The organism is Haloferax sp. Atlit-10N, assembly GCF_003586325.1.
In the GTDB taxonomy this organism is placed as follows: domain Archaea; phylum Halobacteriota; class Halobacteria; order Halobacteriales; family Haloferacaceae; genus Haloferax; species Haloferax prahovense.
The window spans coordinates 1-15,380 of sequence record NZ_PSYX01000006.1; the positions used below are offsets into that span (position 1 = coordinate 1).

The following is a 15,380-nucleotide window of genomic DNA, read 5'->3' on the forward strand; positions in this document are numbered from 1 at the left end:
GTACCTGCCGCAGGCGAAGGTCTACGACCGCTGTTGTTCGCTCGGCCCGTGCGTGGTCACGCCCGATGACATCGACGACCCTCACGAGTTAGAGATGAGCATGACTATCGAGCGCGACGGCGAGGTCGTCTACGACGACGCCACGAACACCAGCGAGATGGTCCGCAGTTGCGAGGAACTCGTGTCGTACTTCACGCGCCACAACACGGTCCCCGAACTGGCGGTCATCCTCACGGGCACCTCGCTCGTCCCCGAACAACCGTTCGACCTCCAAGAAGGCGACCGCGTCGACATCACCGTCGAAGATATCGGCACCCTCTCGAACGGCGTCACCACCGTATGACACCCACACCCACCGATATCACAGAGGAGTTCACGCGCCGCGACTGGCAGGGCGACGACGTGACGGGAACCGTTAGGCTCGCCATGATCGGCCTCGGCTGGTGGACCCGCGACGAGGCGATTCCCGCGGTCGAGGAGTCCGAGTTCTGCGAGACGACGGTCGTCGTCAGTAGCTCGAAGGAGAAAGCCGAGGGCGCGAGAGAGCTGGCCGGGTCGATAACCCACGGGCTCACCTACGACGAGTTCCACGAGGGCGTCGCGGCCGACACCTACGACGCGGTGTACGTCGTCACGCCGAATGGATTACATCTCCCGTACGTCGAGACCGCCGCCGAGTTGGGGAAGGCCGTCCTCTGCGAGAAACCGCTCGAAGCGTCGGTCGAGCGGGCCGAGAAACTCGTCGCCGCCTGCGACCGCGCCGACGTGCCCCTGATGGTCGCCTATCGGATGCAGACCGAACCGGCCGTCCGACGCGCCCGCGAACTCGTCGAAGCCGGCGTCGTCGGCGACCCGGTGTTCGTCCACGGGCACATGTCCCAGCGCCTGCTAGACGAAGTCGTCCCCGACCCCGACCAGTGGCGACTCGACCCAGAACTCTCCGGCGGCGCGACCGTCATGGACATCGGGCTCTACCCGCTGAACACCGCCCGGTTCGTCCTCGACGCCGACCCCGTCCGCGTCAGGGCGCGCGCCCGAGTCGACGACGAGGCGTTCGAGGCCGTCGGCGACGAACACGTCAGCTTCGGCGTCGACTTCGACGACGGCACGCTCGCGGTCTGCACCGCCAGCCAGTCGGCCTACCAGTCGAGCCACCTCCGGGTGACCGGCACCGAGGGAGAACTCGAAATCGAGCCCGCGTTCTACAACCGACAGAAGCGCGGCTTCCGGCTGTCGTGGGGGGACCAGTCAGCCGACTACGACTTCGAGCAGGTGAACCAGATGACCGAGGAGTTCGACTACTTCGCGTCCCGCCTCCTAACGGAGACCGACCCCGAGCCTGACGGCGACCACGCGCTCGTAGACATGCGCGCGATGGATGCGATTTACGCCGCGGCGGAGCGCGGCACCGACGTCCCGGTCGACGTCGACGTCGACTCCGCCTCCGACGAGGCGTAAGCCCCGATTCGACGCGTTTTCGCCCGGAGTTTTATTATCGGGGTCGCCGCACCTCCCCGCATGCAGTTTGGTATCCTCGGCACCGCAGGTATCGGTATCGAATCGGTGATTCCGGCGATTCAGGCGAGCGACCACGCGGCGGCCGCCATCGCGTCCCGCGACGAGACGCGGGCGAGCGCGGTCGCCGACGAGGTCGGCATTCCCACCGCGTACGGCAGTTACGAGGCGCTGTTGGCCGACGACTCCCTCGACGCGGTCTACATCCCGCTTCCCAACAGCCTCCACGCCGACTGGGTTCGGGCGGCCGCCGACCACGGTCTGCACGTGCTCTGCGAGAAGCCGCTGACCGCCAGCGCCGACGAGACGGCCGCCGTCTTCGACTACTGCGAGGACGCGGGCGTCACGCTGATGGAGGGGTTCATGTATCGCTTCCACCCGCGGACCGAGCGGGCCGCGGAACTCGTCGCCTCGGAACTCGGCGAGGTCGTCTCGGTCACGTCGAACTTCTCGTTCCGGCTGCCCGACGGGGCGGAGAACATCCGCATCGAGCCCGAACTCGCGGGCGGGAGCGTCATGGACGTCGGCTGTTACGCCATCAGCGCGGCGCGACTCTTCCTCGGGACGCCCGACCGGGTGTACGCGACCACGACCGACACGCGCGACTGCGGCGTCGACACGCGGATGTCGGGCGTCTTGGAGTACGACTCCGGCGCGACCGCCCGGGTCGAGTCATCGTTCGATACGCCCGAGACGCAGTACTACCGCGTCCAGACCACCGACGGTTGGCTGGAGGCGAAGACCGCGTTCAACATCGAGCCGACGGCGTCCGCCGAACTCACCTATGCGACCGACGGCCGCGTCGTCACCGAGACGTTCGACCCGATAGATAACTACCGACGCGAGGTCGAGGCGTTCGCCCGCGCCGTCGAGACCGGCGAGACGCCGCGAATCGACCGCGAGGAGTCCGTCGACCTCATGCGGACCATCGATGCGGTTTACGAGAGCGCCGACACCGGGCGCGCGGTCGACCTGAACTGACCGCCCGCGGGCGGTGTCCGCTTCGGCTCAGTCCAGCCGAACGTCAGAGCGGAACTCGGGGCGACCGGTCGCCTCCACGTCGAGGCGAAACAGCGCCCCGGCCGCGTCGCCTGCTCTCCCGTCCGGGTCGCCGCCGGCGGTCGTCACGTAGAGCGTATCGAGGTCGGACCCGCCGAACGCGACGCTCGTCACTTTCTCCGTCGGCACGTCGAACCGTTCGAGTTCGGTTCCGTCGCCGTCGTACTTGACCACACAGCCCCCCTCCCAGCGGGCGGACCAGATGTTGCCCGCCGAATCGACCGTCATACCGTCCGGCAGTCCGGGGGTGTCCGGCGATTCGACGAACCGCTCGCGGTCCGAGACGGCTCCCGTCTCCTCGTCGTAGCCGTACCGATAGATGGTGTGTGCCTCGGTCTCCGTGAAGTAGAACCGCTCGCGGTCGCGGGTGAAGCCCATCCCGTTCGGAATACCGACGCCGGTCTCGACCGTCGTCACCGTCCCGTCGGTGTCGAGGCGGAACAGCCGCCCGCCCGCGGATTCCGTGGGCATCGTCCCGCAGAACACCCGCCCGGCGGGGTCGGCGATGACATCGTTGAACCGGGTCGGCGAGTCGACAATTCGCGTCACCGCTTCGAGTTCGCCATCGACGACGCGGCCGACGCGACCGCGGTCCATGAACGCCAACAGCGACCCGTCGCGCTGCAGCGTGACGCCGGCGAGAACCGACGTTTCGACGGGACAGTCGTGCGCTCCCGTCTCGGGGTCGTAGCGGTGGAGCCGCCCGGCTTCGATGTCTACCCAGTACAGCCGCTTTTCGTCGGGGTGCCAGACCGGCCCCTCGCCGAGCCGGCACGACGTGTCGACCGCTCGTGTGACAGTCATGGCCGTTCGTTCGCAATCGACCGCAAAATACGCTTCCCCCGAGTTCGCGGGGGTCGCCGCCACTCTCGTCGACGCCTTCAGAAGTGCGAAATCTTGTCTCGCCGGTAGAGGTCGAGCGAGAGCACCGTGTTCGGCGACCGCTGCCGGACCGCGTAGGCGATGGCGTCGGCGACCTCTATCGCCTCCGTCACCTCGCCCTCGTCGAACGACTCCGCCTGCGTCTCGCCGCTCTCGGAGCCGAACTCGGTCCTGACCTCGGTCGGGTTGACGCAGGTCACGCCGACGTTCTCCTCGCCGATGGACCCCTGCAGGCTCGACGCGAACCCGCGGACCCACCACTTCGTCGCGGCGTACACCGGGTTGTGGGGTCGCGGGTGGTTCCCGGACATACTCCCGAGGAAGACGATATTGCCCTCCGTCTCCACGAGGTGCGGAATCGCCTCTCTCGCCGTGTAGAACATCCCGTCGACGTTGACGCCGGTCATCAGCCGGTACTCCTCGTCTGTGAGTTCAGCGACCGGCTTGTCGACGCCGAGACCGGCGTTGCAGACGACGATGTCGAGCGAGCCGAACCGCTCGACGGTCGCGTCGACGAGCGCCCGGACCGCGTCGGGGTCGGTCACGTCGGTCGGCACGACGCTCACGGCGGCGTCCGTCGCCGCGCGAATCTCGTCCGCGAGCGATTCCAGTCGCTCGACTCTGCGGGCGGCGAGACATACGTCCGCGCCGTCTTCGGCGAGCACGCGCGCCGTCGCCGCGCCGATTCCCGAACTCGCTCCCGTGACGAGCGCCGCCCGCCCGTCGAGCGGGTCTTCCAAAGCGGTTGGTCGGTCGACCATACACCGTGATTGTGACCCTGTCGCATACGTGTTTTCCCCGTGGCAATCCGGCGACGGGCGCTTGGAACACGTTTATTAGACTTCCGTCGATTGTCATTGTATGGCACGTATTGCGGTTACCGGAGCGGCTGGCAACGTCGGAAGAGTCACGGTCGAGACGCTGGACTCGGACCACGACGTGACGCCCATCACGCACCGAGAACGCGAGGGACTCGATAGCATCATCCTCGACGTGCGCGACGAGGACGCGCTGACTGAGGCGTTCGAGGGCCACGATATCGTCGTTCACCTCGCGGCCAATCCGAACCCCGACGCGGCGTGGGACAGCGTCTACGAGGTCAATATCGGCGGCACGTACAACGTCTACGAGGCGGCGCTGGCGGCCGACGTCGACCGACTCGTCTTCGCCAGCACGAACCACGTCCACCAGATGTACAACATCGCCGACCCGACCCGCCCGGAGACCCTGGCCGCCGACGCCGAGGCGGTCGGCGTGTCGGACCCGGCGCGTCCCGACTCGTACTACGGCGTGAGCAAGGTGTTCGGCGAGGCGCTGGGCAACTACTACGCGGACCGACACGGACTGGAAGTGCTCAACCTCCGCATCGGGTGGCTCCTGACGGCCGAGGAGGTCCGCGAGAAGATGGACGAGGAAGAAGACGTCGCGCGCTACGTCCGCGCGATGTGGCTCAGCCCCGACGACTGCGCACAGGGGATGCGCCGGGCCGTCGAGGCTCCCCTCCCGGACTCGCCGCTCGCGGTCAACCTCGTCTCCGCGAACGACGACCGGTACCTCTCGCTCACGGAGACGATGCGCGCCATCGGCTACCGCCCGCGGGACAACTCGGCGACTGTCGTGGAGTGAGCGGGGACCGGAGCGAACTGTGAGTGAGGTTCCGACCTGTCGCGAGGCGCGCCGCGGCTGACGACGCCCGTCCCCGCTCGCCGGTTGGTTCACCCGTCGAACGCGGTTCCGAACTATTATTCAGGAGAACGAACGCGAAACATTTTCGAGACGAGTTGATTCGACCCCTCCGTTTTTATATCATCATCAGTCATTCACAACCTATATATGAGGGAAGATAACATGGGTACAACATGGCTGAGCATGGCTGTAGCGATGAAAGTGTGAACCGCCGAAAGTACCTGAAAGCCCTGTCCGTGGGTGCCGCTGCCGGCCTCGCTGGATGTACCGGGGGTGGCGGCTCCGAGACCGAGGCCACCGAGAGCGGGAGCGGTTCCGACGGGTCCGGCGGCGACACCGAGACCGGTGGGGACAGTTCAGGCAGCACGTGGGACTCGGAACTCGAAGTCCTTCACGGCTGGGCCGGCGGCGACGGCGAGGCGGCGGTCACCGCGCTCATCGAGGCGTTCGAGGAGGAGCACCCCGAGATGGATACGAACTTCCAGGCGGTCGGGGCCAGCGCGAACGTGAACCTCAACGCGACGATTCTTCGACGGCTCGCGAACAACAACCCGATGAGTTCGTTCGCCAACTGGCCGGGGAAGAACCTCGAACGGTACTCGGGCGCACTGATGGACCTCGAAGCCGACGTGTGGGACGCCGAGGGATTCAAAGACACCATGCAGTCCCGCGCGGTGGAACTGTGTAAGTTCAACGACAAGATGCCGGCGGTCCCAATCGGGTCCCACCGGATGAACAACCTGTTCTACAACACCGCCGTCTTCGAGGAGGCCGGCATCGACGCGTCGAGCCTCGATAGCGTCGACGCGCTCCTCGACGCGCTCGAAACCATCGACCAGAACACGGACGTGACGCCGATGGCGCAGGCGATGGTCGCGCCGTGGACGAACCTCCAGCTTTGGGCGCAGATTCTGACGAGCCAAAGCGGCGTCGAGGCGTACACGAACTTCATCGAGGGCAACCCCGACAGGGCGGCCGTCGTGGAGGCGCTCGAGGCGCTGAAGACTATCAACGAGAACTACATCACCGCCGACGCCTCGTCCATTAGCTTCACGACGGCGGGCCAGAAGGTCATCTCGGGGAAGGCGGCCACCATCCACCAGGGGAACTGGGTCTACGGCATGTTCCGCGCCGACGACAGCTTCAACTACAAAGAGCAGTGGGATTGGATACCGTTCCCGGGCACGGAAGGTATCTACTTCTACCACGTCGACTCCATCGTCGCGCCGAGCAACAACCCGAGCCGCGAGGAGACCATCGCGTGGCAGAAGTTCGTCGGCTCGAAGAAGGCCCAGATCGCCTTCAACAACCCCAAGGGGTCGGTTCCGCTCCGCACCGACATCGACCCGAGCGAACTGACCGACTTCCTCGCGATGACGTACGAGGACCTCACCGATTCGGAGGCCTACCCGCCGACCATCGCCCACGGGCTCGCAGTCACGCCCAAGACGATGGGCGCGTGTAAGACCGCCTTCGGCGACAACTTCATGGGGCCGTTCAAGGTCGAGGCCACCGCCGACGCGCTCATCGAAGCGGTCTCCGAGTAGGGCTTCGGTCGAAACTACACCTTTATCACTCACAAATAAAATATAGGTATATCCATGGCCACACACGACAACACGGAGCACGTCTCCGACGCGACCGACGAGGCGGTCGGGTGGGAGTCGAAGCTCCAGTATTTCCTCAACAGCGACTTCGTTCGCTCCGCGCCGTACTGGGGAATCCCGTTCGTCCTCATGAGCATCGCCGTCTACGGTGGCATCGGCTACAACTTCGCCATCTCGTTTACGGACTACGAGGGCCTCGGAACCCCCGATTACTCCGTTCTCGACCTGGAGATGTACGCCCAGGCGCTGTCGAGCGACGCGTTCATCGCCGCCGCGCAGAACAACTTGGTCCTCCTGGTAGGCTTTACGACTATCTGTCTGGTACTCGGACTGTTCCTCGCAATCCTGTTGGACCACGGCATCCGCTTTTCCGAGAAGTTCCAGACGGTCTATCTCCTCCCGATGAGCCTCTCGTTCGTCGTCACCGCACAACTGTGGCTCTGGATGTTCAACGTCGAAAGCGGCATCCTCAACCTCGTCGTGACGACCCTCGGGTTCAATCCCGTGGACTGGCTGGGGAACCCATCAATCGCGCTCGGTGCGGTGATATTCGCCCTCATCTGGCAGTTCAGCGGGTACACGATGGTCGTCTACCTCGCGGGGCTCCAGTCGATTCCCGACGACCAGTTCGAGGCGGCCCGCGTCGACGGCGCGAGCATCACTCGGACCTACCTCCGCATCATCGTCCCGCAACTGAAGGAAGCGTCCGTCAGCGCGGCCGTCGTGTTGATGGTGTTCGCGCTGAAGGCGTTCACCTTCCTGTACGCTCTCGTCGGACGCTACCGCCCGCCGAACGGGACGGACATCCTGGCGACGCTCATGGTGCGCCGCGCGTTCAAGTTCGGTGAGTGGGCCTACTCGGCCGCCATCGCGACCATGCTCCTCGTCATGGCGCTCGGCGTCATCGGACCGTACCTCTACTACCAGTACAAACAGGGGAGTCTCTGACCATGTCACAGTCGTCATCCACAGGCAGTTTCGACGTCGCATCGCTCGTTGAGGACGTGAACCTCCGGCGCGTCGCCCAGTACGCGCTCGTCGTGTTCTTCCTCGGCTTCTTCCTCGTCCCGCTAGAGACGGGAATCATGACCGCCATCAAGACGAACGAGTCGGTCGCCCGCTCGCTCCCCTTCGCGCCGCCGGTCGGCGAGGGCTTCACCCTCGGTAACATCCAGTTCGCCCTCGAACAGCTCTCGGGGTCGTTCTTCAACTCGCTCATCATGTCGATTCCGGCGACTATCGGGAGCGTCCTGTTCGGGAGCATGGCCGCCTACGGCCTCACGATGGTCAACTGGCGGGCCCAGATGGGCGTGCTGATGCTCTTCGTCGTCGGCGTCTTCGTCCCCTACCAGGCCGTGTTGGTCCCGCTCGCGCGCTTCTGGAACAACATCTTCCCGCTCGCGCGGATGATAGAGCCGATGGTGGCGTCGATACCCTTCTTCCAGGGGTACCACGCGGAACTCGTCCCCCTCGTCATCACCCACATCGCCTACGGGATTCCCATCTGTACGATACTGTTCCGGTCGTACTACCAGAGCCTCCCGAACTCGCTCGTGGAGGCCGGTAAAATCGACGGCGCGAGCATCACGAAGATTTACCGGCGCATCATCCTGCCCATCTCGAAGCCGATGTTCGGCGTCGTGTTCATCTACCAGTTCACGCAGATTTACAACGAGTTCCTCTTCGCGTTCACGCTCGTCACCGGGTCCGACGCGCCCGCAGCACCGGTCACGCTGGTGCTGCCCGCAATCGGGGCGTCGACTTCCGGCATCGACTTCGGTATCAGGATGTCCGCGGCGTTCCTCGCCGCGGTTCCGACGCTCATCCTGTACGTCGCGTTCGCCGAGCAGTTCGCCAAGGGACTTCGCACGGAGGCCTAAGCTATGGGACAGATTCAACTCACCGACCTGACGAAGCGCTTCGGCGACACGGTCGCCGTCGACGACCTGTCGCTCGACATCGCCGACGAGGAGTTCCTCGTGCTCGTCGGCCCGTCGGGCTGTGGGAAGTCGACGACGCTCCGGATGCTCGCCGGCCTGGAGACCCCGACCAGCGGGGACATCTACATCGGCGGGGACCACATGAACTACCGCGTCCCGCAGAACCGCGACATCGCGATGGTGTTCCAGGACTACGCGCTGTACCCCCACATGACCGTCCGGCAGAACATCCGGTTCGGGCTGGAAGAAGAGGAGGGATACACGTCTGCGGAGCGCGACGAGCGCGTCGTCGAAGTCGCGGAGACGCTCGGCATCGCCGACCTGCTCGACCGCAAGCCCGACGAACTCTCGGGCGGTCAGCAACAGCGGGTCGCGCTCGGGCGCGCCATCGTACGCGACCCCGAGGTGTTCCTGATGGACGAGCCGCTGTCCAACCTGGACGCCAAGCTCCGGGCGGAGATGCGCACCGAGCTCCAGAACCTGCAGGACCAACTCGCCGTCACGACCGTCTACGTCACCCACAACCAGACGGAGGCGATGACGATGGCCGACCGTATCGCCGTCATGGACGACGGCGAACTCCAGCAGGTTGCCTCTCCCTTCGAGTGCTACCACGAGCCGAACAACCTGTTCGTCGCGGAGTTCATCGGCGAGCCGATGATAAACCTCGTCCGCGGAACGCGCTCGGAGTCGACGTTCGTCGGTGAACACTTCTCGTACCCGCTCGACGAGGACGTGATGGAGTCCGTCGACGACCGCGACGACCTCGTCTTGGGGGTGCGCCCCGAAGACATCGAAGTCGCCGACGCGGCCCCCGACGACGCCGCGCTCGACGATCACGAACTCCAGATGGACGTGACTGTCGTGGAACCCCACGGCGACCAGAACGTCCTCCACCTCTCGCACCCGGACCAACCTTCCGACGACGACGCGTTACAGGCGGTCACGGAGGGAATGCACCTCGTCACGCGGGGCGACCGCGTCACGGTGAGGATTCCGCCGGACACGATTCACGTGTTCGACGCGGAGACCGGAACCGCGGTACACAACCGCCGACACGACCAGGAAGCCGACCTCACAGAACTCGAACAGTAGCTATGGCACGATTGACACTCGACGACGTAACGAAGGTTTACACCGAGGACGGCGGCGGCGACATCGTCGCCGTCGAAGAGATATCGCTCGACATCGACGACGGGGAGTTCCTCGTGCTCGTCGGTCCCTCGGGGTGCGGGAAATCGACGACGCTCCGGATGATGGCGGGACTCGAAACCGTCACCGAGGGCGAACTCCGACTCGAAGACCGCGTCCTCAACGACGTGTCCGCGCAGGACCGGGACATCGCGATGGTGTTCCAGTCGTACGCGCTGTACCCGCACAAGAGCGTCCGCGGCAACATGTCGTTCGGCCTCGAAGAATCGACCGACCTGCCGGACGACGAGATACGCCAACGGGTCGAGGAGACGACCGATATGCTCGGCATCTCCGACCTGCTCGACCGCAAGCCTAGACAGCTTTCGGGCGGCCAGCAACAGCGGGTCGCGCTCGGGCGCGCCATCGTACGCGACCCCGAGGTGTTCCTGATGGACGAGCCGCTGTCCAACCTGGACGCCAAGCTCCGGGCGGAGATGCGGACGGAGCTCCAGCGCCTCCAAGAGGAACTCGGCGTCACCACCATCTACGTCACCCACGACCAGACGGAGGCGATGACGATGGGCGACCGCGTCGCCGTCCTCGACGACGGCGAACTCCAGCAGGTCGGGACGCCGCTGGACTGCTACCACCGGCCGAACAACCTGTTCGTCGCGGGCTTCATCGGCGAGCCGTCGATGAACTTCTTCGACGGGTCGCTGGAGGGTGGCACCTTCCGCGGCGACGGCTTCGACTACCCGCTTTCGGACGCGACCAGAGACCAACTCGGCGGCGCGAGCGCCCTCACGCTCGGCATTCGACCCGAGGATATCGAGGTCGGCGAGCGGCGCTCCGGCGACCGAACCTTCGACGCCGAGGTGGTCGTCGTCGAGCCGCAGGGTAACGAGAACACCGTCCACCTGCGGTTCGCCGAGGGCCGCGAGGGGACTCGGTTCACCGCGACCACCACTGGACGGTCGAGGGTCGAATCGGGCGACCGGACGTCCGTCTCGTTCCCCGAGGACGCGATTCACCTGTTCGACGGGGAGACCGGCAACGCGCTGAAGAACCGAGAGCTCCCGTCGAACCGCGCCATCGGCGCGTTCATCTCCGACTGACGACTCGGTCGACACCCCCTGTCGCCGTTCGTTCTTTCACCCCTGCGGGCCCTCCAGGCACCCCACCTCCTCGGACTGACCATCCACACCTTCTCTCATCTTTTGTTCGCAAGCGCTGCTCCGGTAGTCGTCAGTACTCGCCTCCCGGCAGCGCGGTAGCGACGTGCGCGAGTCGCGCCGCTCCGGTGTCGAACGACTGCGGGTAAAAGGCGGCCACGGCGGACGCGCCGCGAGCGGTGAGACGCTCACTTCTCTCGGCTGCGGTGTCGCGTCCAGTCGGTGTGTTATGTCAGGCTGATGCGGCCGCTGTGGGACAGTTTTCTCGGGTTACTCCTCGTCGAAGAGGGTCTCTCCTTCGACCATGTGTTCTCCGACGGCGTCGAGGTCGAGCGTCAGCCCGAGGCCGGGCTTCTCGGGAATCTCCATGCGACCGTTCTGAATCAGGTCGTCCTCCTCGACGAGGTCCTCCCACCAGCCGAGCTGGTAGGAGTGGTACTCGAGGGCAAGCGAGTTCGGGATGGCCGCGGCGACCTGCGCGGAGGCCATCGTCCCGATGGGAGACGAGACGTTGTGCATCGCCACGGGGATGTAGTACATGTCCGCGAGGTCCGCAATCTTCCGCGTCTCGCGCATGCCGCCGACGCGGGGCAGGTCGGGCGCGATGATGTCCACCGCCTGCGGTTCGAGCAGCGTCCGCTGGCCGAACTTCCGGTAGACGTTCTCGCCGACCGCGATGGGCGTCGTCGTGGACTGGGTCACGAGCTTCTGCACGTCGTGGTTCTCCGGCGGCACGGGGTCTTCGAGCCACCACACGTCGTAGTCTTCCAGCTCGGACGCGAGGCGCTTGGCGCTCCCGCCGGTAAAGGACCAGTGGCAGTCGAACGCGACGTCGGCGCGGTCGCCGACGGCCTCGGTGACGGCCTCGACGATTTCGACCTTGTGGTCGATTTCGGGGTTGCGGAGGTGGCGGTTCGCGCGGTCCTTCTCGTGGCCCGAGGGCACGTCGAGGTCGAACTTGATGGCGTCGTAGCCGAGCTCCTCGACCACGCGGACGCCCTCCTCGGCGCAGGCCTGTGGGTTGGCCTCGTCTTCGGTGTGGAGGTCGCAGTAGACGCGCACCTCGTCGCGGTACTTCCCGCCGACGAGCTGGTAGGCGGGCACGTCGAGGAGCTTCCCGGCGACGTCGTGAAGCGCGATTTCGATGCCCGAGATGGCGGAGATGACCTTGCCCGAAACCGAGCCCTCGCCCGACATCTTCTGGACGAGGTGCTCGTAGAGACGGTCGATGTCGAGGGGGTTCTCGCCGACGAGGAACGGTTTCATCCGCTCGATGATGGCGGTGTCGCCGCCGCCCCAGTAGGCCTCGCCGGTGCCGACGACGCCCGCGTCGGTGTAGACGCGGACGAGAATCCACGGGTAGTTCCCGTCGACCATCGTCGTCTGTACGTCCGTGATTTCGGCGTCGCGGACGCCGCCTCGCGGATTCGTGATATCCATCGTCTCCGCGGACAGGTCGCGCATCGTGTACTCCGCGTTCGGGTCGCTAAGCTTCGCTTGCTCAACCATTGCGCACGTATATCTCGAAAGCCACTACAAAAGTGTGTGGGTTGGTAGTTCGTCGCTCAGTTCGCGTGTACTCCCCGAGCAGTAACCGTCGCTGTCGCCCGAGCACCGGTCGTCGTTGACGGCTTACAAATGGTGACAATTTCGCAAGAATTGTATGTCGGAAGAGAGAACACACGACCGATGACGGAACCCAGTAAAAACTACGTCAACGGTGAGTGGGTCGCTTCGGAGACCGGCGAGACGGCCGAGGTGACGAACCCCGCGAACCCGAGCGAGGTAGTCGCGACGTACCAGCACTCGAACGAGAACGACGCTGCGGCGGCCGTCGACGCCGCCGTGGCGGCCGAAGACGAGTGGCGAAACACGCCCGGCCCCGAGCGCGGGCGCATCCTCCGCGAGGCGGGCACGCTCCTCGCCCAGCGGAAGGACGAACTGACGGAGATTCTCATCGCCGAGGAGGGGAAGGCGCGGCCCGAAGCGGCGGGCGAGGTACAACGCGCAATCGACATCTTCCACTACTTCTCGACGAAGGCCGCCGACCTCGGCGGCGCGAGGAAGGGTGCGAGCGGACCGAACACGAACCTCTACACGCGGCAGGAGCCCGTCGGCGTCGCGGCGCTCATCACGCCGTGGAACTACCCCATCGCCATCCCCGCGTGGAAGCTCGCCCCGGCGCTCGCCGCCGGCAACACCGTCGTCCTGAAGCCCGCCTCCATCGCGCCCGGCGTCGTCGTCGAAATCGCCCGCGCGCTCGACGAGGCCGGCCTTCCGGACGGCGTCCTCAACGTCGTCACCGGCCCCGGTAGCTCGGTCGGTAGCGAGTTCATCGGCAACGAGGGCACGGACCTCGTCTCGTTCACCGGTAGCAGTCAGGTCGGCGAGATGGTCTACGAGCAGGCCACAGACGCCGGCAAGCGCGTTCAGACCGAACTCGGCGGGAAGAACCCGACGCTCGTCGCCGACTCGGCCGACCCCGCCGAGGCCGCCGACATCGTCGCTAACGGCGGGTTCGGCACCACCGGCCAGTCCTGTACGGCGTGTTCCCGCGCCATCGTCCACGAGGACGTGTACGACGACTTCGTCGCCGAACTCGTCGACCGCGCGGAATCCCTCGACGTCGGCCCCGGAACCGACCACGAGATGGGCCCGCAGGTCAGCGAGTCCGAGCTCTCCTCGACGCTGGAATACATCGATATCGCCGAGGGCGAGGGCGCGACCCTCGTCGCCGGCGGCGGCGTCCCCGAGGGCGAGGAAGTCGAGACGGGCCACTTCGTCGAGCCGACGGTGTTCACCGACGTCGACCCCGACATGCGCATCGCACAGGAGGAGGTCTTCGGTCCGGTCGTCGCCGTCATCGAAGTGAGTGACTTCGACGAGGGACTGGTGGTCGCGAACGACGTCGACTACGGCCTGTCGGCCAGCGTCGTCACCGACGACCACACCGAGGCGAACCGCTTCGTCGACGAGGCCGAAGCCGGCGTCGTGAAGGTCAACGACAAGACGACCGGCCTCGAACTCCACGTCCCCTTCGGCGGGTTCAAGCGCTCCTCGTCCGAGACGTGGCGCGAGCAGGGCGACGCCGGTCTCGACTTCTACACCATCGAGAAGACGGTCTACGACAACTACTGAGCGGCTCCCGACGGTCGTCGACAGCGACCGTCTGCAATCGTCTCGTTCTTTTCTCTCGTCTCCTCTCGTTTCCTCTGCTGTCGTTTTCTCACCCGTCATTCGCACCCTCACCCGGCCGAGACTGTTGGCTCAGCCCGCTCCAAACACGATTCTCTATAACAGAACGGCACTCTACGGGTGACTACAGTATGGGTTACACGACTAGCTGTGTAATTTTCACTCGTAATCACACGCCGAGAGCTGTGTTAACACGGCTCTAAATCGAGAATTCGAGGGGTTCGCGGTCTGTTCCGAGATAGCGAACAGGGTGCGTCAGTAGTTGATGTTGAGCTCGACGACGTTCGCCGCGCTCAGGACGCGTTCGGGGAGCGACCCGTGGAGGTCTTCGTCGCTGACCCGGCTGGCGGGTGCCGAGACGCTGATGGCACCGAGCACCTCGCCGGAGGACGATTTGATGGGTGCCGCGAGGCAGCGCAGCCCTTCGAGGCGCTCGCCGTCGTCGATGGCGTAGCCCCGCTCTCGAACCGCTTCGAGCACCTGAAACAGCTCCTGTCGCGTGCCGATGCTCTTCGGCGTCTTCTGTTCGAGACCGTGACGCTCGATTATCTCGTCCACCCGCGACTCCGGGAGGTTCGCGAGAATCGCCTTCCCGAGGGCGGTCGTGTGCAGGTTCGTTCGGAGGCCCGCGTAGGTGTCGAGGTCGACGGCGTCGTCGCCTTTCGCCCGCATCAGGTAGACGCCCATCCCCTGTTCTTCGACGAGGAGGTTGGCGAGTTCACCCGTGTCGGCGGCGAGCGACTTGACCTCGGGTTCGGCGACCTGATACACCTCCATCGACTTCCGACTGTGACCGCCGACTTCGAGGAATTTCAGACCGACGCGGTAGTCGTCGCCGTCCTTGAGAACGTACCCGTGTTTCTGGAGGGTCGTCAAGTGGTTGTGGACCGCGCTCTTTCCCATGTGGAGGTCGCTCGCTAACTCCGTGACCCCACAGGGTCCTTTCTCCATCAACTCCTCGACGAGCGCCAGTGTCTTCTCGGTGGTTCGCACCGGATGTTTGGCGTCCATAGCTACTCGTTGTCAAGTATCTGAATAAGTGTTCTGGTCCGGAGAACGGTGACGCCGAGTCGCAGAAAGGCGTCCCGTTCGACTCGGAAAACCGCTTTCGATGGTTGATGCTGAGCGTAACGCGAGAGTCGGCGGTGGGCGTTCATGAGTTGGACTTGTCACGGCGTCCGCCGCCGCCT

At 65.3% G+C, this 15,380-nt stretch carries 14 protein-coding genes; 10 read left to right on the forward strand and 4 right to left on the reverse strand.

The window, feature by feature from the left end:
- The 3 genes from C5B91_RS16170 to C5B91_RS16180 all read left to right on the forward strand — a co-directional run.
- Nucleotides 1-343, forward strand: a 343-nt coding sequence (locus C5B91_RS16170) for a fumarylacetoacetate hydrolase family protein (RefSeq protein ID WP_199519539.1), incomplete at its 5' end; no start/stop codon positions are given.
- On the forward strand, nt 340-1,458 hold the full coding sequence (gene gfo6, locus C5B91_RS16175) for a D-xylose 1-dehydrogenase Gfo6 (protein WP_115820068.1): 1,119 nt from the start codon (nt 340-342) through the stop codon (nt 1,456-1,458). The genes C5B91_RS16170 and gfo6, both read left to right, overlap by 4 nt.
- 60 nt (nt 1,459-1,518) lie before the next feature.
- A complete protein-coding gene (locus C5B91_RS16180) occupies nt 1,519-2,496 on the forward strand; it encodes a D-xylose 1-dehydrogenase (protein WP_008097046.1) in 978 nt (325 codons plus the stop codon).
- A gap of 27 nt (nt 2,497-2,523) precedes the next feature.
- Here C5B91_RS16180 and xacC read toward each other — a convergent pair whose 3' ends face one another.
- Complete coding sequence (xacC, locus tag C5B91_RS16185; RefSeq protein WP_115805606.1) at nt 2,524-3,378, reverse strand: pentonolactonase XacC; 855 nt, start codon at nt 3,376-3,378, stop codon at nt 2,524-2,526.
- Nucleotides 3,379-3,455: 77 nt separating this feature from the next.
- A complete protein-coding gene (locus C5B91_RS16190) occupies nt 3,456-4,217 on the reverse strand; it encodes an SDR family oxidoreductase (protein ID WP_162832780.1) in 762 nt (253 codons plus the stop codon).
- A gap of 100 nt (nt 4,218-4,317) precedes the next feature.
- Between C5B91_RS16190 and C5B91_RS16195 the strand changes: the two genes are divergently transcribed.
- From C5B91_RS16195 to xacK, 6 genes are all read left to right on the forward strand, one after another.
- Nucleotides 4,318-5,082 (forward strand): L-arabinose 1-dehydrogenase, encoded by a 765-nt coding sequence (locus C5B91_RS16195; RefSeq protein WP_008097042.1) that lies wholly within the window; start codon nt 4,318-4,320, stop codon nt 5,080-5,082.
- 296 nt (nt 5,083-5,378) lie between these two features.
- On the forward strand, nt 5,379-6,689 hold the full coding sequence (locus tag C5B91_RS16200) for an ABC transporter substrate-binding protein (protein WP_181950722.1): 1,311 nt from the start codon (nt 5,379-5,381) through the stop codon (nt 6,687-6,689).
- Between the two features lie 54 nt (nt 6,690-6,743).
- Nucleotides 6,744-7,697, forward strand: coding sequence for a xylose/arabinose ABC transporter permease XacH (gene xacH / locus C5B91_RS16205; protein WP_008097040.1), 954 nt, complete (start codon nt 6,744-6,746; stop codon nt 7,695-7,697).
- A gap of 2 nt (nt 7,698-7,699) precedes the next feature.
- Complete coding sequence (gene xacI, locus C5B91_RS16210) at nt 7,700-8,629, forward strand: xylose/arabinose ABC transporter permease XacI (protein ID WP_004972182.1); 930 nt, start codon at nt 7,700-7,702, stop codon at nt 8,627-8,629.
- A 3-nt stretch (nt 8,630-8,632) separates the two neighbouring features.
- Entirely contained in the window at nt 8,633-9,784 is a 1,152-nt protein-coding gene (gene xacJ, locus C5B91_RS16215; protein ID WP_115805605.1) for a xylose/arabinose ABC transporter ATP-binding protein XacJ, read from the forward strand.
- 2 nt (nt 9,785-9,786) lie between these two features.
- Nucleotides 9,787-10,938: a xylose/arabinose ABC transporter ATP-binding protein XacK gene (xacK, locus tag C5B91_RS16220; RefSeq protein ID WP_115820067.1), complete on the forward strand. Its 1,152-nt coding sequence runs from the start codon at nt 9,787-9,789 to the stop codon at nt 10,936-10,938.
- Nucleotides 10,939-11,265: 327 nt separating this feature from the next.
- On the opposite strand, the gene C5B91_RS16225 is transcribed toward xacK, so the two are convergent.
- Nucleotides 11,266-12,504 carry a xylonate dehydratase gene (locus tag C5B91_RS16225; protein WP_004972176.1) on the reverse strand — a complete coding sequence of 413 codons (1,239 nt, stop codon included), beginning with the start codon at nt 12,502-12,504 and terminating at the stop codon, nt 11,266-11,268.
- Between the two features lie 180 nt (nt 12,505-12,684).
- On the opposite strand from C5B91_RS16225, the gene C5B91_RS16230 reads away from it, so the two are divergent.
- The gene (locus C5B91_RS16230; protein ID WP_008097030.1) at nt 12,685-14,133 is read left to right on the forward strand and encodes a 2,5-dioxovalerate dehydrogenase; all 1,449 of its coding nucleotides are present in this window, start codon (nt 12,685-12,687) and stop codon (nt 14,131-14,133) included.
- Between the two features lie 312 nt (nt 14,134-14,445).
- Here C5B91_RS16230 and xacR read toward each other — a convergent pair whose 3' ends face one another.
- Nucleotides 14,446-15,201 carry an HTH-type transcriptional regulator XacR gene (xacR, locus tag C5B91_RS16235; protein WP_008097029.1) on the reverse strand — a complete coding sequence of 252 codons (756 nt, stop codon included), beginning with the start codon at nt 15,199-15,201 and terminating at the stop codon, nt 14,446-14,448.
- Nucleotides 15,202-15,380: the final 179 nt, after the last annotated feature.